Origin of the sequence: Pseudoalteromonas rubra (genome assembly GCF_001482385.1) — a bacterium.
Classification (GTDB): Bacteria; Pseudomonadota; Gammaproteobacteria; order Enterobacterales; family Alteromonadaceae; genus Pseudoalteromonas; species Pseudoalteromonas ardens.
The window spans coordinates 1,943,269-1,964,400 of the sequence record NZ_CP013611.1 but is presented as its reverse complement, the minus strand read 5'-3'; the positions used below and the strand labels follow the sequence as shown (position 1 = coordinate 1,964,400).

Annotated in this window: 23 protein-coding genes and 1 tRNA gene; 17 read left to right on the top strand and 7 right to left on the bottom strand. The window is 49.5% G+C overall.

Annotated features, from left to right (window positions below; genetic code table 11):
* Positions 1 to 7: 7 nt before the first annotated feature.
* From hscA to AT705_RS08610, 10 genes are all read left to right on the top strand, one after another.
* Complete coding sequence (hscA, locus tag AT705_RS08655) at positions 8 to 1,870, top strand: Fe-S protein assembly chaperone HscA (protein ID WP_058796289.1); 1,863 nt, start codon at positions 8 to 10, stop codon at positions 1,868 to 1,870.
* 1 nt (position 1,871) lies between these two features.
* A complete protein-coding gene (gene fdx / locus AT705_RS08650) occupies positions 1,872 to 2,210 on the top strand; it encodes an ISC system 2Fe-2S type ferredoxin (protein WP_010384025.1) in 339 nt (112 codons plus the stop codon).
* Between the two features lie 59 nt (positions 2,211 to 2,269).
* A complete protein-coding gene (locus AT705_RS08645) occupies positions 2,270 to 3,700 on the top strand; it encodes an NAD-dependent succinate-semialdehyde dehydrogenase (protein WP_058796288.1) in 1,431 nt (476 codons plus the stop codon).
* 245 nt (positions 3,701 to 3,945) lie between these two features.
* A complete protein-coding gene (locus tag AT705_RS08640) occupies positions 3,946 to 4,830 on the top strand; it encodes an NTP transferase domain-containing protein (protein WP_058796287.1) in 885 nt (294 codons plus the stop codon).
* 43 nt (positions 4,831 to 4,873) lie between these two features.
* Positions 4,874 to 5,947 carry a phosphotransferase enzyme family protein gene (locus AT705_RS08635; RefSeq protein ID WP_058797947.1) on the top strand — a complete coding sequence of 358 codons (1,074 nt, stop codon included), beginning with the start codon at positions 4,874 to 4,876 and terminating at the stop codon, positions 5,945 to 5,947.
* 154 nt (positions 5,948 to 6,101) lie between these two features.
* Positions 6,102 to 7,478, top strand: coding sequence for a Gfo/Idh/MocA family protein (locus tag AT705_RS08630; protein ID WP_058796286.1), 1,377 nt, complete (start codon positions 6,102 to 6,104; stop codon positions 7,476 to 7,478).
* A 98-nt stretch (positions 7,479 to 7,576) separates the two neighbouring features.
* The gene (locus AT705_RS08625; RefSeq protein WP_237113806.1) at positions 7,577 to 8,113 is read left to right on the top strand and encodes a nuclear transport factor 2 family protein; all 537 of its coding nucleotides are present in this window, start codon (positions 7,577 to 7,579) and stop codon (positions 8,111 to 8,113) included.
* 30 nt (positions 8,114 to 8,143) lie between these two features.
* Positions 8,144 to 8,398: a hypothetical protein gene (locus AT705_RS08620; protein ID WP_058796285.1), complete on the top strand. Its 255-nt coding sequence runs from the start codon at positions 8,144 to 8,146 to the stop codon at positions 8,396 to 8,398.
* On the top strand, positions 8,398 to 9,018 hold the full coding sequence (gene pnuC / locus AT705_RS08615; protein ID WP_058797945.1) for a nicotinamide riboside transporter PnuC: 621 nt from the start codon (positions 8,398 to 8,400) through the stop codon (positions 9,016 to 9,018). The genes AT705_RS08620 and pnuC overlap by 1 nt, the downstream gene beginning before the upstream one ends.
* Complete coding sequence (locus tag AT705_RS08610; protein WP_058796284.1) at positions 9,005 to 9,802, top strand: phosphotransferase; 798 nt, start codon at positions 9,005 to 9,007, stop codon at positions 9,800 to 9,802. Before pnuC ends, AT705_RS08610 begins: the two co-directional genes overlap by 14 nt.
* 87 nt (positions 9,803 to 9,889) lie before the next feature.
* On the opposite strand, the gene AT705_RS08605 is transcribed toward AT705_RS08610, so the two are convergent.
* Positions 9,890 to 10,072 (bottom strand): helix-turn-helix domain-containing protein, encoded by a 183-nt coding sequence (locus tag AT705_RS08605; RefSeq protein WP_010384046.1) that lies wholly within the window; start codon positions 10,070 to 10,072, stop codon positions 9,890 to 9,892.
* A 221-nt stretch (positions 10,073 to 10,293) separates the two neighbouring features.
* Between AT705_RS08605 and AT705_RS08600 the strand changes: the two genes are divergently transcribed.
* Positions 10,294 to 10,368, top strand: a tRNA-Arg gene (locus AT705_RS08600).
* 21 nt (positions 10,369 to 10,389) lie between these two features.
* Here AT705_RS08600 and AT705_RS25680 read toward each other — a convergent pair.
* The 3 genes from AT705_RS25680 to AT705_RS08590 form a co-directional block, all read right to left on the bottom strand.
* Entirely contained in the window at positions 10,390 to 11,022 is a 633-nt protein-coding gene (locus tag AT705_RS25680; RefSeq protein ID WP_237113805.1) for a CorA family divalent cation transporter, read from the bottom strand.
* Between the two features lie 197 nt (positions 11,023 to 11,219).
* Entirely contained in the window at positions 11,220 to 11,360 is a 141-nt protein-coding gene (locus tag AT705_RS25675) for a hypothetical protein (RefSeq protein WP_237113804.1), read from the bottom strand.
* Between the two features lie 65 nt (positions 11,361 to 11,425).
* Complete coding sequence (locus tag AT705_RS08590; protein ID WP_058796283.1) at positions 11,426 to 12,166, bottom strand: thioesterase II family protein; 741 nt, start codon at positions 12,164 to 12,166, stop codon at positions 11,426 to 11,428.
* 293 nt (positions 12,167 to 12,459) lie between these two features.
* On the opposite strand from AT705_RS08590, the gene prfC reads away from it, so the two are divergent.
* The 4 genes from prfC (at position 12,460) to AT705_RS08570 (ending at position 17,497) form a co-directional block, all read left to right on the top strand.
* Positions 12,460 to 14,049 (top strand): peptide chain release factor 3, encoded by a 1,590-nt coding sequence (gene prfC, locus AT705_RS08585; protein WP_058796282.1) that lies wholly within the window; start codon positions 12,460 to 12,462, stop codon positions 14,047 to 14,049.
* A gap of 197 nt (positions 14,050 to 14,246) precedes the next feature.
* Positions 14,247 to 15,989 (top strand): arginine--tRNA ligase, encoded by a 1,743-nt coding sequence (gene argS / locus AT705_RS08580; RefSeq protein WP_058796281.1) that lies wholly within the window; start codon positions 14,247 to 14,249, stop codon positions 15,987 to 15,989.
* Between the two features lie 93 nt (positions 15,990 to 16,082).
* Positions 16,083 to 16,721, top strand: a complete 639-nt coding sequence (gene pdxH, locus AT705_RS08575; protein WP_058796280.1) for a pyridoxamine 5'-phosphate oxidase — start codon at positions 16,083 to 16,085, stop codon at positions 16,719 to 16,721.
* An 11-nt stretch (positions 16,722 to 16,732) separates the two neighbouring features.
* On the top strand, positions 16,733 to 17,497 hold the full coding sequence (locus tag AT705_RS08570) for a TatD family hydrolase (protein ID WP_058796279.1): 765 nt from the start codon (positions 16,733 to 16,735) through the stop codon (positions 17,495 to 17,497).
* Here AT705_RS08570 and AT705_RS08565 read toward each other — a convergent pair.
* The gene (locus AT705_RS08565) at positions 17,464 to 18,084 is read right to left on the bottom strand and encodes an AhpA/YtjB family protein (protein WP_058796278.1); all 621 of its coding nucleotides are present in this window, start codon (positions 18,082 to 18,084) and stop codon (positions 17,464 to 17,466) included. The genes AT705_RS08570 and AT705_RS08565 overlap by 34 nt on opposite strands.
* Positions 18,085 to 18,204: 120 nt before the next feature.
* On the opposite strand from AT705_RS08565, the gene serB reads away from it, so the two are divergent.
* On the top strand, positions 18,205 to 19,218 hold the full coding sequence (serB, locus tag AT705_RS08560) for a phosphoserine phosphatase SerB (protein WP_058796277.1): 1,014 nt from the start codon (positions 18,205 to 18,207) through the stop codon (positions 19,216 to 19,218).
* A 51-nt stretch (positions 19,219 to 19,269) separates the two neighbouring features.
* On the opposite strand, the gene AT705_RS25230 is transcribed toward serB, so the two are convergent.
* Positions 19,270 to 19,434 (bottom strand): hypothetical protein, encoded by a 165-nt coding sequence (locus tag AT705_RS25230; RefSeq protein ID WP_157576714.1) that lies wholly within the window; start codon positions 19,432 to 19,434, stop codon positions 19,270 to 19,272.
* Positions 19,435 to 19,645: 211 nt separating this feature from the next.
* On the bottom strand, positions 19,646 to 20,059 hold the full coding sequence (locus AT705_RS08555; protein ID WP_058796276.1) for a KR domain-containing protein: 414 nt from the start codon (positions 20,057 to 20,059) through the stop codon (positions 19,646 to 19,648).
* A 200-nt stretch (positions 20,060 to 20,259) separates the two neighbouring features.
* Here AT705_RS08555 and AT705_RS08550 point away from each other — a divergent pair, with 200 nt between their 5' ends.
* Complete coding sequence (locus tag AT705_RS08550) at positions 20,260 to 21,099, top strand: hypothetical protein (protein ID WP_058796275.1); 840 nt, start codon at positions 20,260 to 20,262, stop codon at positions 21,097 to 21,099.
* The last annotated feature ends 33 nt before the right edge of the window (positions 21,100 to 21,132 follow it).

The window sequence follows — 21,132 nt, the reverse complement described above, 5'->3', positions numbered from 1 at the left end:
GAGCATTATGGCATTATTGCAAATTGCTGAGCCGGGGCAGAGCGCGGCACCTCATGAACATAAATTGGCCATCGGGATCGACCTGGGCACCACGAATTCTTTGGTTGCTACGGTTCAAAGTGGCGAGGCCAGAACCCTTAGTGACCTCAATGGCGATGCGATGTTGCCATCGGTCGTTCGTTACCATGGTGAGCAGATCAGCGTCGGCCAGACGGCACAGCAGGAAGCTGCTCTGGACCCGGAAAACACCCTGATCTCAGTGAAACGTTTTCTAGGTAAAACGGTGCAAGACATTACCAGCAGTTATGGTCAGCTGCCTTACACCTTTGTTGAGCATCAGGGCAGCCTGGCGGTTCAGACCAGTGCAGGGCCAATCAGTCCGGTGCAGGCATCGGCCGAGATACTAAAATCCCTTCATCAGCGCGCCGTTGAGAGTTTCGCTGGGGAAGATGTGATGGGTGCCGTGATCACTGTGCCTGCCTACTTCGATGATGCGCAGCGTCAAAGTACCAAAGATGCTGCAGAAATTGCAGGTCTGAAAGTACTGCGTTTGCTTAATGAGCCTACGGCTGCGGCAGTGGCGTATGGTCTGGACTCAGGCCAGGAAGGGATCATTGCGGTTTATGATTTAGGTGGTGGTACCTTTGATATTTCCATTCTGCGCCTGAACAAAGGGGTCTTTGAAGTGCTGGCAACGGGCGGTGATTCAAGCCTCGGCGGCGATGATTTTGATGCGCTTTTGGTCACTGTTTTTCAACAGCAAACCGGGCTAACAAACCTGTCTGCTAAAGAACTGCGTTTGTTTATGAACAAAGCGAAGGCCTGCAAAGAAGCACTGACCAGCTATGAAACGGTGAATGTGAAGCTCCCTGTTCGTGATCAGGAATTTACCGTAACCATTACTCGTGATCAGTTTGCCGAATTGGCTGATGCTCTGGTTAAGAAGACGTTGCGTTCATGTCGTCGAGCATTGAAAGACGCCGGCGTTGAAAAAGAGGAAGTACTGGAAGTGGTGATGGTCGGCGGTTCAACCCGTATGCCGGTGATCCGCGATGCCGTTGAAGCCTTCTTTACTAAGCCGCCATTGACGTCCATTGACCCGGATCGAGTGGTGGCCTTAGGTGCGGCAATCCAGGCGGATATTCTGGTGGGGAATAAACCTGATTCAGATATGCTATTGCTGGACGTTTTACCATTGTCATTAGGCCTTGAGACCATGGGTGGCCTGGTTGAGAAGATCATTCCGCGCAATACTACTATCCCGGTTGCTCGCGCACAGGAGTTTACGACATTTAAGGATGGTCAGACAGCCATGTCTTTGCATGTGTTGCAGGGTGAGCGTGAGCTGGTTGATGACTGTCGCTCTTTGGCTAAGTTCAGCCTTAAAGGTATTCCCCCTATGGCTGCGGGTGCGGCTCATATTCGTGTCACATTTAAAGTGGATGCGGATGGCCTGCTAAGCGTTTCAGCCATGGAAAAATCAACAGAAGTACAGGCTGAGATCCAGGTCAAGCCATCGTTTGGCCTGAGTGATGACCAGGTTGCCCAAATGCTGAAAGACTCGATGAGTAATGCCAAAGAAGACATGCAGGCGCGTATGCTTAAAGAGCAGCAGGTTGAAGCATTGCGCGTACTAGAAGCCCTGGAAGCGTCGCTGGCGACCGACAGTGGCCTACTCAATGAGCAAGAGCTGAGCGCATTACGCGATGCGATGGCTGAGCTCGATAACGCACGACTAACTGCCACCGATCCTCAAGCGATCAAAGCGGCAATCGAACAGGTGGATGAGGCAAGCAGTGAGTTTGCATCACGCCGTATGGATGTATCAATTAAACACGCACTGCAAGGTCAGTCGGTAGACGAGGTGTAATATGCCACAGATTATCTTTTTACCCCACGAAGAACTTTGTCCGGAAGGCGCAGCCATCGAGGCTGAATCTGGCAAAACGGTACTGGATGTGGCACTTAAAAATGGCATCAGTATTCCTCATGCCTGTGAAAAATCATGTGCTTGTACAACTTGCCACGTGGTAATTCGTGAAGGGTTTGATTCGCTTGAAGAAAGCGATGAACTGGAAGATGACATGCTGGATAAGGCCTGGGGCCTGGAAGCGGAATCCCGACTGGGCTGTCAGGCCGTGATTGCCGACGAAGATCTGGTTGTGGAAATACCCAAATACAACCTCAATATCGTCAACGAAGAACACTAATCGTTGTTATCACAGGGCCGCATAATGCGGCCCTGTTCAGTTATGTAAGGAGCGCAGGTATGACGCATCACACTGAACAAGCGCATAGTTGGGTTAATGGTAACCCCTGGCAGTCGAAGCAACAGTTAACGGTGATTAATCCTGCCAATGAGTTGCCCATCGCCACGGTCTCAATGGCAGATCATACCGCGACCGAACAAGCTTTGAAGGCGGCGCAGGCCTGTTTTGACATCCTCAAGCGGCGCACGTCACAGCGGCGTGCTGCGGTACTGGAACGCTGGTATCAGCTTATTCTGGGCAATGAAGCTGCGCTTGCAGAGCTGATGTGCAAAGAGCAGGGCAAGCCGCTCAAAGAGGCTGTCGCAGAAGTCAGATATGCCGCAGGGTTTGTTCAGTGGTTTGCTGAGGAAGCTCGGCGCGCCTATGGTGAAGTGATCCCATCAAATAGCCCTGTTCACCAGCTCATGACCATAAAACAGCCAGTTGGTGTGGTACTGGGGATCACACCCTGGAACTTCCCTCTGGCCATGATCACGCGCAAGGTGGCTCCGGCTTATGCTGCGGGTTGTCCGTTTATTCTAAAACCTTCTGAAGAAACTCCGTTGAGTGCGATTGCACTGGCAAAACTGGCGCTAGAGGCCGGATTTGAAAGCGCGGCGTTTCAGGTGCTCGTGACCGATGATGCCAAGGCGCTGGTTGCCCCTTTGCTGGCAAGCCCGGTGGTGCGAAAACTGACTTTCACAGGGTCGACTGCGGTAGGTAAAAAGCTTCTTGCACTCAGTGCGGATACGGTTAAGCGCACTTCAATGGAGCTGGGTGGGAATGCCCCCTTCATTGTCTTTTCCAGTGCCGACGTGCGAGAAGCTGTGGCTGGTTTGATGGTGGCTAAATTCAGAAATGGCGGGCAGACCTGCGTGGCGGCCAACCGAGTGTTTGTCCATCGTGATGTCCACGATGCGTTTATAGCGGCATTGATTGATGAAGTCGCTCAGTTGGTTGTTGGTGACGGTTTAGCATCGGGCACTGATATTGGCCCGTTGATCAACCGCAAGGCCAAAGACAAAGCACAGCAATTGGTTGAAGATGCGCTTGCTCGAGGTGCTAAGCAGGTCTATCGGGGGACACCTTGTGTTGGCCATTTTATGGCGCCAACTGTGCTACTGGGGATCACTGAAGCGATGGATATTTACCATCAGGAAATTTTTGCACCGGTTGTCAGCATCATAGCGTTCTCGGATGAGCGCTCAGTGGTGCGTCAGGCAAACAGCGTCAATGAAGGGCTGGCTGCTTACTTCTATTCTCAGGATGTAGCGCAGATCCATCGGGTATCTATGGCACTTGAATATGGCATGGTAGGGGTCAACGAAGGGGCGATTTCAAACCCGGTTGCGCCATTCGGAGGCGTGAAACAATCCGGGCTGGGAAGAGAAGGGGCTAAAGAGGGCTTACAGGAATTCCTGGAAAGCAAATACCTGTGTCAGAAATTCTAGGATTAATTGTTCCGTTATGTGGAACTTTAACCGCGCAGACGTGAGTATGATGCGAATAGAGCTACAGCTTTATTCGCAAAATAAACTAAATTTATTCAATTATATCAATTAGCTATAATTACCCCGCTTGACTTGAATCAGCATTGTTATCATGTACCTGTTATCTCACTTTTTACAACGGCTTTTAATTTCTGCTGAAGCTATGTACACTAGCCGTTTAATTTTTGAGTGGCTGGACATTATCTATGTATCAAGGAAAAAGCCCAACGCTGGTGATCCTGGCAGCAGGCTTGGGTACTCGGTTTGGTGGAAATAAGCAGATAGCGATACTGCCGGACTTTAACTGTACCATTATGGAGTTGAGCATTCAGGATGCGTTTGCTGCGGGAGTGCGCCACGTTGTACTGGTGATTAACCGCCAGGTTCGTCCTTTGATTGAGCAACAGATTCTGCCGCGGCTGCCTAACGGATTGCAGGTCGACTTAGTTGAGCAAGCCGTCGATAATGTACCATCGCGTTTTGCCAGCAAAGCGTTATTACGAGAGAAGCCGTGGGGAACGGGGCATGCATTATTATGTGCTAAGCCCGTGATACCGGGAGACGCCATTGTGATCACGGCGGATGATTATTATGGGCCTGGCGCCTATACGCAACTCGTCGGCCATTTCGCTGCGTCGACACATCAAGATATGGCGATTGTTGGCTATCAACTGGGGCATACTTTATCACAACAAGGTGGCGTAAATCGTGGAATATGCCAAACTCATAAAGGCCAGTTGCTTGAAGTTGTTGAATATCTGGATATTCAACAAAATAATGACGTGTTATCCGGGGTCGCACCGGATGGCAAGCGGGCGGCTTTAGCACAAACCGTGCTGGCGTCGATGACGTGTTGGGGCATAACACAAACGCTCTTAACACAGCTAGAGATCGGATTTTCCTCGTTTCTAGAAAATTATGACAGCGATGTCAAAAGCGAGTATTATTTGCCTGATTGTATTCAAAGTTGTATTCAACAAGGCCTGCTTCAGGTCAGAGTACATAGTGCATCTGATCGCTGGTTTGGTATCACTTACAAAGAAGAATTAAAAAGTGTCTCAGGATTATTATATGAACTACGTCACGGATGAGCCTATCACCTGCCATCGTATTGAGAGCGGCAATGAGGTAACAATGAAAAATCGTGTAATTGCAGAGGTCTTATCGCAGCAATTTGGCCTGCAGGGAGAGTTTGTTTCTCTACGTCCGATCGGTAATGGACATATTAATACAACGATGTTGCTGAAAAACAAGCAACGTGCTTTGGTTGTGCAAAAACTCAATACCTGTGTTTTTCCAGAGCCTGAGCAACTCGTCACCAATGCCAGAAAAATTGAGCAGCACTTAGCACGCAAAGCCAATGACGGTGGCTATGAGCTGGCCATTATTCGCCACGTGCCGACAGTAAAGGGGGAGTATCTTGTTCACTTTGAAGATGAGGTCTGGCGTGCACTGGAGTTTATCGGTGGCAGTTACAGTGAAGACGTAGTCGACAGTGAAGTCAAAGCGACAGTTGCGGCGAATGCATTTGGTCAATTTGCTGCGGCATTGGATGATTTTGATGCGACTCAGTTACACCATGTGATCCCGAATTTCCACAACCTTGCTATGCGCATAGAAAAGTTTGAAGAAACACTCCGGCAGGATCCTCAGAGTCGTGCAGCTCGGTGTCAGGAGGAAATTGCATTTTGCCGAGCGCAATTCTCACTTGCCCAGGAAGTGATTGACGTTGAAGCGCAATTACCGCTGCGAGCCTGCCACAATGACACCAAGATCAACAATATGTTGTTTTGCTCGGAGTCAAATAATGCGCGCGCTGTGATAGACCTGGATACCTGTATGCCTGGTTATTGGCTGTATGACTTTGGTGACATGGTTAGGACGTTCTGCTCTCCTGAGGCGGAGGACTCTACTAACCTAGCAAACGTGCGTGTGCGTGAAGAGATCTTTGCGGCGTTGGTGAAAGGATATAAAGGTCCGTTGTCGGCCAGTCTGACAGAGACTGAAAAACACAGTTTTATACTTGGCGCGAAGGTGATGCCATTTATGATTGGCTTGCGCTTCCTGACCGACTATCTCGATGGCGACAATTACTTCGCTACTAAGCATTCAGAGCATAATTTACAGCGTGCGCAAAACCAATTTGCCCTTTATCAGGACATAGTTGCAAAAGAAACTCAGCTGAGCGCCATTATTTCAGAGCTATAATCTGTTTTAGATTCACACAAAAAAGCGCCTTGAGGTGCTTTTTTTGTATCAGGCACACATTTGTACCGATTAAACCTCTATTTGTCGCAACGCTTTTGCAACCCAGGATACAATCCGTTAGCGTGCACAGGAAGTATCTTCGAGGACAATAATAATGACAAATTTAAATCGCCGGGATTTTCTTAAGGCGGCAGGTGTCGCTGCGGCTGCCGGAGTTGTTTCAGGCTGCGCGCAAAGTAAAGTCGACCCGACTCAGGTCACACCCGAACGCCAGGGGAAGTCAGTCATTGGACTGGTTGCGCCAAAAATGGATCTTGTTCGTGTTGGTTTTATCGGAGTGGGTCAGCGTGGTTATGGCCATGTAAAGCGCATGAGTCATATTGAAGGTGCCGAAATCGTTGCCTTATGTGACACGCATGAAGAAGTCTTGTTGCGTTCAGCGAGTTATCTGGCAGAGCGGGGAATGAAGGCCCCGGCTTTGTATCAGGGATCCGAGTTTGCTTATCGGGAAATGCTTGCCCGGGATGATATTGACATCGTTATCATTTCAACTCCATGGCGCTGGCACGCACCTATGGCTGTGGATACCATGGAAAGTGGTAAGCATGCCTTTGTCGAGGTGCCATTAGCTCTGACGGTTGAAGAAATGTGGCAACTGGTTGACACCGCAGAGCGTACCCAGAAAAACTGTATGATGATGGAAAACGTCAACTATGGCCGTGATGAGCTGATGGTGCTGAATATGGTGCGTCAGGGCCTGTTTGGTGAACTGCTACATGGTGAAGCGGCTTATATTCATGAACTACGCTGGCAGATGAAAGAGCTGGAACATAAAACCGGCTCATGGCGTACTGAGTGGCACACCAAACGTAACGGTAACCTTTATCCCACTCATGGTTTAGGACCGGTATCTCAGTATATGAACATCAATCGGGGCGATCGGTTTGATTATCTGACGTCCATGAGTTCACCTGCACTGGGCCGGGCTGCCTATGCCCAGCGTGAGTTTGCATCGGATCATCAGCGTAATCAATGGCGATATGTTGCTGGTGATATGAATACGACTTTGGTTAAAACGATCAAAGGGCGTTCTATTATGATCCAGCACGATACCACAACGCCGCGTCCGTACTCCCGGCACAATCTGATCCAGGGGACCAATGGCGTATTTGCCGGCTTTCCGAATCGCATTGCGCTGGAGTATGGTGGCACCGGATCTTTTCATGACTGGGACGAGGATATGAGCACCTGGTACGCTAAATATGATCACCCTCTGTGGCTGAAAATGGGTGCAGAAGCCGAACGCAATGGGGGCCATGGTGGCATGGACTTTTTGATGTTCTGGCGGATGATTTACTGTCTGAGAAATGGCGAACCGTTGGACCAGGATGTCTATGATGGTGCAGCCTGGTCGGTGATTTCGCCCTTGTCGGCATTGTCTGTGGCAAACCGCAGTGAGTCTGTTACCATTCCTGACTTTACCCGTGGTGCCTGGAAAAATGCTAAACCATTAGGCATAGTTGGCGCCTAGTTGTGTGCCGGCACAGATCATCCTATTCGGGTATGATATAATCATTGAGCCCTTACCCAAGGGCCATTTGAGACTGATTTTCATACCCGGAGGTAGATTTGCGCGGCACATTCACCACACAGCTCACTCTCTGTCTTGTGTTACTAGTTACCTTAGTGGTTACTGGCTGTGGCCTGACAGACAATACCCGAGCGTCAGCGCGCGAATCGAGTGCGCTCAGACAAGTACTCAATGACTATATAGCGACCTATCAGGCGCGTCAGGATTTTGCCTTCTTTTTGTCATTTTATGCCGACGATATCCAGCTCGAAGACATGATTTATGGCTTTGCCGTCAAGGACAAACAGGCATTGGCTGAGTTTTTTAATTGGTCTGCCGGAAACGTCGAAATCCTGGATGGTGAACAGACGTATACACTCAGTGAAGTGATCTTAGACGAGCAGCAACGCCGTGCCGTTATTCGTGGCACCTATGTGCGCTTTGAGTATGAAGGTCGGGAAATGGGCCCCTGGCGTTTTACGACCGTATTACATTTTAACCCGGACAACAAGATCACCTATCAGCAGGATTGGATCAATTACAGGCCTCGCTCGGTAACGGACGGTGGCAGCAATTTAAATTATCCCGAAAACTAATTCCTTTATAACTCTGACGAGGACACTGTGATGCAACTCTCTGTCGAGATCAGCAAATACCCATTACATGCTGACTATATCCCTTTTATCAAAGACTTTATCGAGCGCTTGAATCAGCACTCGGAGCTAAAAGTACTGACCAATACCATGTCTACTCAGGTGTTTGGTGACTATGATGTGCTGATGAACACCTTATCCGTAGAAATGAAGCGCTCGTTTGAGCAATATGGCAAAATTGTGTTTGTCTGCAAATTCATCAGTGGCGACCTGTCGCCTCAATCATGATGCAGTGGCTAGCTGAAACCCTGGCTGGGTTTACCGCCATGTCAGTGTGGGAATATCTGGCCGTGGTCTTATCCGCCGCCTACCTGTTGCTGGCGATAAGAGAAAACTCATGGTGCTGGCCTGCGGCGTTTATCAGCACCTTTATCTATACAGTGATGTACTGGAATGGTGCATTGCTGATGGAGTCATTGCTGAACTTTTACTATATGTTCATGGCGGTAGTAGGTTGGTGGATGTGGCGCAGTGGCAGACAGGATAAGTCCCTGGAGATCGTTTCCTGGTCCTTGTATCGACATAGCGTCATTATTTTGGGCACTCTACTTGTGGCACTGGGTATCGGCTATGTGATGGATAAGTACACGCATGCTGAGCTGGCTTATCTCGACAGCCTGACGACCTGCTTTGCCGTGGTAACCACTTACCTGGTTGCCCGTAAAGTGCTGGAAAACTGGTTGTACTGGGTGGTGATTGATGCTGCATCTATGTATCTTTACTATCTTAAAGGCTATTACCCCACTCTGGTGTTATTTGGTTTTTATACCATTGTAGTCTGCTGGGGTTATGTGCGTTGGTACGAAGTGCATCAACAAAAAGAGGGCAAACCGCTTGCCGCACTGTGATGCTGAGTTAAGTGCGCTGATCAAGCTGGCTTTTCCTGATATTACCATCAGTGCACTGCGTCCACTCAACAAAGGCTTAAGTAACAAAAATTACTATCTGGAGCAGGCGCAACAGGGGTTTTTGTTAAAGCACTATTCAGGCGCAATACCCGTTCATGCGCTGCAAGCGCAGGCACAGCTTGCCCAACTCGGCGTAGCGCAGCCATTGGCTGGCTATCATGTTCAGACCCGGCTGGCGTTGTTTGAATTTTTACCACAGCGAGATGAGCCACTGTGCCTGAGCGATAACTTATTGGCGAAGCTGCACACGTTACATGGCTTTGTATGGCCCCAGTTAGCGCAGCTTGACCTGAGTGCGGCACTCTCTGAGGCCGCTCAGGTGCTTGAAGGGGTATCTGATGTGTCCACTTTAGGTCAAAGGTTGATGCAGTTTGAGCCTGATATCTGCTTTTGCCACAATGATTTGGTCAAAGACAATATGCTGGTAACTGCACAGGGGCCGGTGTTTATCGATTTTGAATACGCGCAATACAACGACCGATATTTTGATTTGGCGGCCTTATGTGTCTCTTTTTCGCTGTCTGTACGAGAAGGTAATCAAATGCTGAAGCGCTATTTCAGCCTGGCACAGCGCCTGTTGCCAGAATATGCCGAGGATAAGCTTAAGTGCTATGTAGAGGTTTACCTGGTGCTCTGTTTTGCCTGGTATCAGCAACGTGGGCTCGCCTCCTATGCTGACCCTTTGCTGGTTTTATTAAAGACATGGCGACACGAGTCGCTTTGAACAGTTCAGTTGGCCCGAACATCAGCCGGGCATTTTATTAGCCTGGATACGAAGCAATATAGGGCAGGGGTGTCACTTCTGTCGTGCTTAAATGCCGCCCAGTCGTTTTGCCAGTTCTTTGTATTTTTCTACGTCATCTTTGTCAAAAATGGGTTCGCCCTGCTCATCCTGTTGTTTGGCAACTAACAGGTTTTCGCGTGCCAGTCGCCTGACGCGCTCCACTTTAACATCTAAAAATTCAGCAACTTGTTCAGTGGTCATTGGAGTCATAATACGGTCCTCTCAGGATGATGTCGTGTTAATACAGGAGACCAATTTTCCGTGTATTAACAGGTCGTCATTATTGTTATTGTTCTAAGCATAGTTAAATATCGTGAATTTCGCTCTGTGTGAAGTCTTTTTTCGAGTTTTAGACCATAAATTAAGCATATAGACAACAATGACTAGTATTTGTGTCTGGATATGATTATTATTGGCACCACTAAGATGCTGCTCTCGTGGTGAAATGGATATCACGTGGCCCTCCGGAGGCCAAGTTCTAGGTTCGATCCCTAGCGAGAGCGCCATTTTACACCATCCCGATGATTCTAATTTCCGCATTTCATATCCATTTCTGACGTTTGAATAGAACGCCTGCAGCAACTTAATACCACCAATGCAAGTATGAAAATCGTGAATGCCCAGGGATTCTCTGTGCCTAGAATACCTCTAATATTAATCCCCAATAGACCGGTTAAAAATCCCAACGGCAGAAATAAGGCAGCGACCACGGACATAATGTACATGCGCTGATTAAGCTGCTCATTGAGTTGGTTGGTGATGCTTTGCTGCAGGACTTGTGCCCGTTCAATACAAGCGTCCAGTTCTTCAATATAGCGACTGAGGGTGTTATTTGCCTCGCCGAGCAAGCGGCGCTGCCCAAGGCTCAGAAAGTTCACCTTAGTGTCAATCAAATCATAGATAGCCTGACGTCGCGGTTTGATACAACGCTTTAAGGCAATAACCTGACGCCGCAGTAAGGTTATTTGGTGATAGTCGGGCTGGTATGCCTCTTTGTCCAGCTGCTCTTCAAACTCGTCCAGCTGTTCCTCGAACTGCCACAGTGTATCTTGCATACGATGTGTCAGGGGGTCAATCAAAGCACAAGTCAGGTCGCTAATTGAGCTTACTCCTGTGCCATCCAGCAAAGCATCACGTAAATCTTCGGTAGAGATCAGCACGCGCTTTCGGCAGGTGAGCACAGGTTTTTACTGACAAAACATCGCACTGAGACCATACCTTCCGGATTTTGTCTGGGGTTGAGGTTGACGCCGCGCAAAAATAACAGCAAACCCCTGACTTGCATGGGACACACGAGGCTGGGTTTCCTCTGCAAGTAATGCCTGCCACTCCCACTCTTGCAGAAAATCCAGCTGGCTCAAGAATTGCTGAATTGCGTCCTGGGTGTAGTCAAAGTGCGCCAAAGCGGCACTTCGTCTTTGAGTGCCTGTGTTAAATCTGATACCGGGGTTACGCCACCCTGACCGTCCAGCATGAGCGCATGAAGTAAGCCTTCCATTTTATTACCTGTATACACATAGATGTGTTTATCTTTGGCCAACTTACTCGCTTAGGCAAATCAAATTACAGTATTTTGCGAAGTACCTGATTGACCTGACTGATCACTTCATCTTTGCACTGGTTGATGAAAAAGTGGCCGCCATTAAAGTAATGAATGTCAATTTTGTGCTTACTCAAATCCTGCCAGCCGTGTAGCTGCTCGGCACTGATTTCGATGTCATCGTAGCCATGAAATACGGTGATAGGACAGGGCAGGCTGACAGGCTCGGCCTGATAGCATTCGGCAATCTGAAAATCGGCTCTGAGTAGAGGGATAAGCAATTCCATAAGCTCTTTATGTTCTAACAGTTCTTTGGGTGTACCGTTGAGCTTAAGTAGTTCAGCCACAAACTCATCGTGTGGTAAATGGTATGTTTGCGTTTTATTTGAGTTGGTATGGGGCGCCCGACTTCCTGACGCAATTAAGTGAACGGGTAACGGTGCACCTAGTGCAACCAGGCGTTTCGTAGTCTCAAAAATTACTCGACTACCTAAACTATGACCAAAAAACGCGAAGGGTTTTTCTGTTATATATGCCTGATGAGTAAGAAGTTCATCGACTTTATGCTGCATGTCAGTGTAGGCAGTCTCGGTCATGCGTGCGCCACGACCAGGAAACTGAACAAACACCAATTCAACTTCATTTGGCAGTAAACCAACCCAGGGCATAAAAATAGCTGGTGAGCCACCTGCATAAGGGAAACAAAATAACCTTAATTTAGCGTTGGGGTTTGGTTTGGGTATTACAAAAAGCTTGTTGTTCATGTTGTTATATCTTTTATCTGAAATTGGGAACTATCCTACCAGACGAGCTCCAAGCAAGTCATTTTATTCAAGAAATATTCATATCCTTTTTTGGCTTTGGATGCTGTATGGGAGATTTGACCCGATATTGAACGAAATCATGGTGTAACTGGCCTTCACTGATTGTTAAAAGCGCCAAGATCGGCGAAAATAGTACACGATTAAAAATGAACCCGCCGGATGACCCTGCAAAGTGTCATGCGCACACTTTGCGCAGCATGTGTGGATCCGCGTATAACCTAAAGAATTGACTAATGGCAGACCAGACTTTCCTCAATGAAATAAACAAGCGACGTACTTTCGCTATCATCTCTCACCCGGATGCGGGTAAGACCACCATCACAGAAAAAGTCCTTTTGTTCGGTAAGGCCCTGCAACAGGCCGGTACCGTAAAAGGCCGAGGCTCTAACCAGCACGCCAAATCAGACTGGATGGACATGGAAAAAGAGCGTGGTATCTCAGTAACCACGTCTGTGATGCAGTTCCCGTTCAACGACAGCCTGGTTAACCTGCTGGATACTCCGGGGCACGAGGATTTCTCGGAAGATACCTACCGTACACTGACTGCCGTGGACTCCTGTCTGATGGTTATCGACGCGGCCAAAGGTGTTGAGGATCGAACCCGTAAGCTGATGGAAGTCACCCGTTTACGCGATACACCTATCGTGACCTTCATGAACAAGCTGGACCGTGATATCCGCGATCCAATGGAGCTGCTGGACGAGGTTGAGACTGAACTGAACATCATGTGTGCGCCAGTTACCTGGCCGATTGGCTGTGGTAAAGAATTCAAAGGGGTGTACCACATCCACCGTGATGAGACCATTTTGTATCAAACGGGTCAGGGCCATACCATTCAGGAAGTCCGCACCATTAAGGGGTTAGATAACGCTGACTTGGATGCCGCTATCGGTGAGAGTCTGGCGGAGCAATTGCGTGAAGAGCTGGAACTGGTCATTGGCGCATCGCACGAATTCGATAAAGAGTTATTCCTCAGTGGCGAACTGACGCCTGTGTATTTTGGTACCGCCCTTGGTAACTTTGGTGTGGATCATATGCTGGATGGCCTGACTGAGTGGGCGCCGTCACCGTTGCCGCGTCAAACCGATGAGCGCGAAGTGTGTGCAGACGATGATAAATTCACCGGCTTCGTGTTTAAAATTCAGGCCAACATGGACCCGAAACACCGTGACCGTATCGCCTTTATGCGTATCGTGTCAGGTAAATACACTCAGGGCATGAAGATGAACCATGTTCGCTTGGGTAAACAAGTGAGCATCTCTGATGCCGTGACCTTTATGGCCGGAGATCGTGAACGCGCACAGGAAGCCTTTGCCGGTGACATCATTGGTTTGCACAACCACGGTACAATCCAGATTGGTGATACCTTCACTCAGGGTGAAAAACTCAAGTTCAGTGGTATTCCGAACTTTGCCCCTGAGCTGTTCCGCCGTATCCGCCTTAAAGATCCACTCAAGCAAAAGCAGTTGCTCAAAGGTCTGGTACAGTTATCAGAAGAAGGTGCCGTACAGGTGTTCCGCCCGCTGATCAACAACGATCTAATCGTAGGCGCGGTCGGTGTGCTGCAGTTTGACGTGGTAGTGGCACGACTGAAGTCTGAGTACAACGTGGATGCGATTTACGAAAGCGTTAACGTTCAGACGGCGCGTTGGGTTAATTGTGAAGACGAGAAAAAACTGGCTGAATTCCGCCGCAAGTGTGAGCAGAACCTGGCACTCGATGGAGGCGATAACCTGACTTATATCGCGCCAAGCCGGGTGAATCTAAACCTGTCGATGGAACGTTATCCGGACGTGCAGTTCCATCAGACGCGCGAACACTAAGTTAACGTGGGCCATCCGGCTTGTCTGATGGCCCCAAAAGTCATGCTGCGGGTTGATTTGGCTCTGGCGCTTCCTATAAGCTGGTGCATTCGACCCTATTGTTCGCTGACTGTTTAAAGCTGCGTTTTATTCCGGCGCCCGAGGCGCCGATGATGTTTGCTCAGTGCCCAGGCTGGCACTGACCCAAAGGAAACACAATGAACATTAAAAGTATTCTAATTGAAAAAGCTCTGTCTGCGATGGCCGCGGCAGGGATCCCTGAAGGCACCAATCCGGCGGTAACGCAAAGTACCCGTGCGCAGTTTGGTGACTATCAAATCAATGGCGCAATGGGCGCTGCAAAAGCACTAAAAACCAACCCGCGTGAGCTGGCACAGAAGATCATTGATAATCTGGATGTGAGCGATGTGGCTGCTAAAACTGAAATTGCTGGCCCGGGCTTTATCAATATTCACCTTAAGCCGGAGTTTCTGGCTGCGAGCCTGGAAGCCGCCAATCAGGATGCCAAGCTAGGCGTGGCTGAGCATGCTCAGGCGCAAAACGTGGTCGTCGACTTCTCGTCGCCTAACCTGGCCAAAGAAATGCACGTGGGTCACCTGCGTTCTACCATCATCGGTGATGCCGTGGTACGTGCGCTTGAGTTCCGTGGTGACAAAGTCACGCGTCAGAACCACGTGGGCGACTGGGGCACGCAGTTTGGTATGCTGATCGCACACCTGGAAGATATGCTGGCGCAAGGTATTGATCTGGAAAACGTGGCGCTGGCGGATTTAGAAACTTTCTATCGTGACGCTAAGAAGCGCTTCGACGATGAGGAAGGGTTCTCGGATAAGGCCCGTGATTACGTGGTTAAATTACAAGGCGGTGATGCACATTGCCAGAAATTATGGCAGTTGTTTATCGACACGTCTGTGAAGCATTCTGAAGAAGTATACAAAAAGCTGAATGTGACGCTCACGCGCGACGACATTATGGCTGAAAGTGCTTACAACGATCGTTTGGCCGGGATCATCACGCTGTTAAAAGAGAAAAACATTGCGGTTGAAGATCAGGGCGCACAGGTGGTGTTCCTGGATGAGCTGGCAAACAAAGATGGTGAGCCATCGGTGTTTATCGTGCAAAAATCGGGTGGTGGTTTCTTGTATGCCACGACCGATCTGGCTGCGTGTGACTACCGCTCCAATGAGCTGGGCGCTGAGCGTATCCTGATCTTCGTGGATGCCCGTCAAAGCCTGCACTTTAACCAGGTTGAGCTGACTGCACGCAAAGCGGGCCTGCTGCGCGACGAAACCAGCTATGAGTTCTGTCCGTTTGGCACTATGATGGGCAGCGACGGCAAGCCGTTCAAGACCCGTACAGGCGGCACAGTCAAGCTGGCTGAACTGTTGGATGAAGCGGTTAGCCGTGCCAGCGAAAAATTGGCCGACCGTGCGTCTGAGCTGAGTGCAGAAGCGCGTGCTGAAATCGCTCGCAAAGTGGGTATTGGCGCGGTGAAATATGCCGATCTGTCGAAACACCGTACCAGTGATTATATCTTCAACTGGGATACTATGCTGAGCTTTGAAGGCGCAACCGCACCTTACTTACAGTATGCATATACCCGTGTGCGCAGTATTTTCCGCAAAGCCGGCGTCGACAGTGCCGCGCTCAGTGGCAGCATCAATATCGTAGAGCCACAGGAAAAGGCGCTTGCGCTGAAACTCCTGCAGCTTGAAGAAGTATTGGATCTGATGATCGGCGAAGCCACACCACACGTACTATGTGGGTATCTGTATGAGCTGGCGAGTCTGTACATGACCTTCTACGAAGCTTGTCCAATCCTTAAAGACGATGTGTCTGCTGAAGTACGTGAAAGTCGTCTGTTGCTGTGTAATCTGGTTGCCAGAACACTCAATACCGGTCTTGAACTGCTGGGCATCGAGGTGATGGAGCAGATGTAAGTCCTGCGTGAGGTCATGCAATGCATGCATCACGTTGTGTTAGACTGAGGCCGCACTATTGCGGCCTTTTGTGTTATGTAAGGAATGACCACTATGAAACTTGATGATATTCGTCGCGAATATACTAAAGATGGCCTCTCCCGCGAGAAGCTCGATGATAACCCCATCGTGCAGTTTGAACACTGGCTGCAACAGGCCGTGGATGCAAACCTCAGCGATCCGACCGCCATGGTGGTGGCCACGGTAGATGAGCAGGGTCAGCCGTCACAGCGGATCGTGTTGCTCAAACAAGTGGACAACAACGGCTTTGTCTTTTTCACCAATACCGGATCGCGTAAGGCACAAGAGCTAAAAGGTAATAATAAGATTTCATTGCACTTTCCCTGGCACAATCTGGAGCGTCAGGTGATCGTGTACGGTGAAGCCGAGCCGCTGCCGACGGCTGCGGTTGCTAAATACTTTCTTTCCCGTCCAAAAGAAAGCCAGCTGGCTGCCTGGGCTTCAGCCCAGTCGCGTCCGGTCTCCTCTCGCCAGGCCCTGATGCAGACCTTCAACAGCATGAAAAGCAAGTTTGCGAAAGGCGATATTCCGTTGCCGGATTTCTGGGGCGGGTATTGTGTTAAACCACATCAGATTGAATTCTGGCAAGGGGGAGAGCATCGTTTGCATGACCGCTTTATGTATCGTAAAGACGTCAGCGGACAGTGGCAGGTTGAACGTCTTAACCCGTAGTGTCATACCCCATGCGCTTCATTGATACCCATTGCCACCTCGACTTTGACGTACTTAAAGAGAGTTTGCCACAACACCTGACAGAGGCGCAGGCGCTGGGTGTCGGGCAATGGGTGGTGCCAGGGGTAACACTGGAACAGTGCCACACATTGCCTGTTTTCGCACAGCAGCATGCGGGCGTGCACATCGCCTTTGGTCTTCATCCTTACTTTATGGCACAGCACAGTGCCACAGATATGTCTGACTTAGCAGCGCTTGCCCATCAGCATCGTGCACAGTTGGTGGCAATTGGTGAGTGTGGTATTGATGCCATGGTGGAGGATATTGACGCGCAGCAACACCTGTTTATTGAACACATCGCGCTGGCCAATGCGCTGGGTCTGCCGCTGATTGTGCATCACCGCAAAAGTCATCATCTGTTGGCGAACGCCTTTAAACGACTGTCCCCTCAAAACGGGGGCGTTATTCATGCTTTCTCTGGTTCATTGCAAGATGCGCAGAGTTATCTGAAGCTCGGGTTTAAACTCGGTGTGGGTGGCACCATCAGTTATCCGCGAGCGGCGAAAACCCGTACCACCCTGGCGCAAGTTCCGTTGGATGCATTGGTGCTGGAGACGGATGCACCGTCGATGCCGTTAGCGGGTTATCAGGGACAGCCTAACGTACCGAAACGCATGGCGGAGGTATTTGCGCATTTGTGTGACATCCGAAAGGAACCTGCACAGCAGCTTGCACACGCGCTTTACTCCTCTTCTGCTGCACTGTTTCGGATCTGACGTTTCACTTCCCAGCGTTTCAGCGCGCGCCCTATCTGCCAGGTAAAAATACAGGCAATGCCCAGCATCAGCAGTACCACGCGACCCAGCTCATGAAAATGACGGTGGCTTTGTGCCATCGCAGCTTCCGTTAAGTATTCTACGCTGACAAAGCCAATGGGCTGTTGCTCTGCGTCATATATGGGTTCCACAATGGGTTGCTTTGACTGAGCCAGTCCGGGCAGGTGGCGGGGCAAATCGGTTATCTGAGGTGGCGCATTCTGGCCATCATTACCAATAATAAACTGGCCCTGGTGGTTGTAGACTCTGACAGACAGCACATAGTCGTCACTGGCGAGGTGGTTGCTCAAAGCTCTGAGCTGGGGCGTATCCATGCGGCTCATTGGCAGAGCGGCATTCAGTGCCAATTGCTTAGTCAGGCTGCGGCCAGCGTGGTCGGCATTGCTGTGTAACAGCTGATGGGAGCGAAAACTGGTGTTAAATGCCAGCCAGGTAATGGTTAAAAAGCACACTGCAGCGATGAGCAGGCGCAGTAGTCGCCGATTGCGTGAAGAAGAAAGGGTTTCAAGGGCTTGTGTATTTTTCATAGATCTTGTTTGCCTGCTGACATGCCACGATTAAGATGTTAAAAAGGGCGCATACCGTTACCAAGCAAGTATTCACACATCGGCTCAATGAGCCGGATATGACCCCAATCAGGAGTATCCATGTCAAAGTCACTCGCGTCAATCCAGTTGCGTGCCACGGCTGAGCCTGCTCAGCAGTGCCTCACTGTAGCAAATTGGTATCACATTGAAAACGATGATCAGCTAAGACCTGGCAGCAGCCCGTTGTCTGAAGGTGGTCAGTACCTGTGTTTTTTTGGCGCTGAGCTCAGTAGTGCCAATGTTCTGGAGATTCTACGCTTGTGTCAGCAGGCGGATATTGAGGTCGCCAGACTGGCGCTATATCAGCCAACAGCAACGATGACGCCTGGCCTGGTTGTATACACGCATTCGGCACGCGATGTGCGTGCACCCATTCGCGCTTTAGCGGCTCAGTGTGGCCTGCAAGGTGCAGCTATCAGCCAGCCGCCCAGTTTGCTTAAGCCCGGGTTACTGGTAATGGATATGGACTCGACGGCAATCACCATCGAGTGTATTGATGAAATTGCCAGACTGGCCGGGGTGTATGATGAGGTTGCTGCTGTGACCGCACAGGCCATGGCCGGGCAACTGGCGTTTAACGACAGTCTGTATCAGCGTGTTGCTAAGCTGTCCGGCGTCGAATTGCCGCTGATTCAGCAGCTCAAAGACAACCTGCCGCTGATGGAGGGGGTTGCCCAGCTGTGTGCGGTGCTCAAAGCACATCACTGGCATCTGGCGATTGCCTCCGGTGGCTTTACCTGGTTTGCCGAGGCGCTAAAAGCGCCGTTACAACTGGATGCCGTGTTTGCTAACACATTGGAAATTGCCGACGATAAGCTGACTGGTAAAGTGCTGGGCGAGGTCGTTGATGGCAGCAAAAAAGCCGAGGTGCTTAAATCTCTGGCTGAACAGTTTGGTATTGCACCTAAACAAACCGTGGCCATGGGCGACGGCGCTAATGATTTAATCATGATGGCTGCTGCCGGGCTAGGCGTCGCTGTACATGGCAAACCTAAGGTGGTCGAGCAGGCCGATGCCGCGATTACTCAAGGGTCGTTGACTCAGCTGCTTTATCTGTTGAGTGTGCCGGTTTAGTTGTGAGTAAAAAAAAGTAAAGCGGGCAATCAAGCCCGCTTTGTTATCTACTTAACTTTCCTGCCAGATCTCCCGATAGTGTCTGTCTTCAAGCCACTGGGTAAAGTAAGTATCAAACAAGCTCTCCCAGTCGCCCAGCGTGATGTCATAGCGCTCTGTCACCGCAATGAAGTTGTCCTTATCATAGGGGGTCCATCGGCATAAAAAACGCTTCAAACAGGTACTCGTCGTAACCGGGGCGTTGCATCAGCTCGAACAGAGGTTTTATTTGTTGCTCAGGATCAGGCAACGAGCCTGAGCCCAGCACAAAAATGGCATCCGGCAGATCCAGTGGATCCAGCGCTCAGTTGTCCAGTTGTTCAAAGCACAGCGAAGTCACCATACAGCCAGTCGCTTGCAGCTGTTCTTTGAGCTCGTTTGAACCTCGTTAGTCTTTGCGATCAGCGTATCGCCACATTAGGCGATAATATGGGCTCTGAGGCTGTTGCAGTGCTTGGTAAAATACATTGATGCCATTGTTGGTAGGCATCGCTGTGTCCGTGTGAGTAAACTGCGCACTGTGCTGCATATCGCCCTCTTGCCAGAAAAGCCAGTCAATACTGGCGCTCAGACCGTGACGTTCACCACGGGCAATCCGGATATGACGTTGCTGCATATATCTGTCGAGAAACGCATTGGCTGTGCCGTAGTCACACTGAGAGGCTGTGCCCCGATACATACAGCCGCTGACATACGCATATTTAACGTCATAGTCAGCTCTGAACGAGGCAGTGCCCAGCTGTTGCGCTGAAATTGCTGGAAACTGGTTTGGGTTGGTGTCGCCTGAGAGAGTATGAATCAAGAATTAATGCCTAGTCATGATAATTACATCGAACCGTAATACATAATTATGAAAACATAATGGAGAAGCTGGAGGTTGGAGGAGTGGTAGGGTGTACTGATTTAACAGGATGTAAATAGTATCTCAACTTTTGACGGTTTGGTTACCTTTTGTTATCTTCTGCGTTTCGATCTACATCGATTTCAATTAAGGAAAATGTTATGAAATTTGTTTTTTATGTGAGCATGACGCTCGTACTACTCTTAAACTCTCTCAGTGCTTTATCCAGCGAGGGGTTATACTTTAAAACGAGACTGGGTGAGGAAATAAGACTGAGCCCTGCCTACATTAACGGTGAGCTTACCAGTATCTCCTTTGAAACTTTTTGCTATTCGAACAACGGATATTGCACAACATACGCACATACCAGCGATATAATGGAAGCCTTCGTCGACAGTGTTCTGAACGATAAACTCTACACTTATCGCTATGTGCCCTATGACCCCTGCATGGACCCACGCAATGGCTGTGTTCCACACGGCGTAGAGCTAATTGAAAGTGATACCAGCTCAGTATCTGCATCGCAGCGGGCTGTTGAAACGTCTAGCAGAAACTATCGTCGACAGCGTTCAGAAGCACCACAACAGGAAAAGGGACCAGTAGAGACCATGTTGAACGGTGCTGCACAGGAATTTGGCACCCAGGCTGTAAGAGCGCTCTCAGAGCATCTTATGAAAAAAAATGGTACATCGACAATTCCTAAAATGCTTGTCCAGGCCTATAAAAAATCTGGTGGTCGAGAGATCCCCTGGACGGTGTGTGAAGTGAAAGAACACGGATGTATCACCGATGAAGACGTGGATATTCAGGTCGTTCCACCGAACAAGGTTAAGGTAAAGTACAGTGCGGAAATGAACACTCAACAGCAGCAAGAAAGGGTTCATGCAATTGAAAACTCATTCCGAAAGTTTTTCGGTAATTCTGATTACGTCTGTACATTCGGTTATACGGGGACGCTTCCTGACCTGCAAAGACAAGTGGTATGTCAGTGGGTACCCTAACTGACGCAATGAATCAGACAGATGACAAAAATC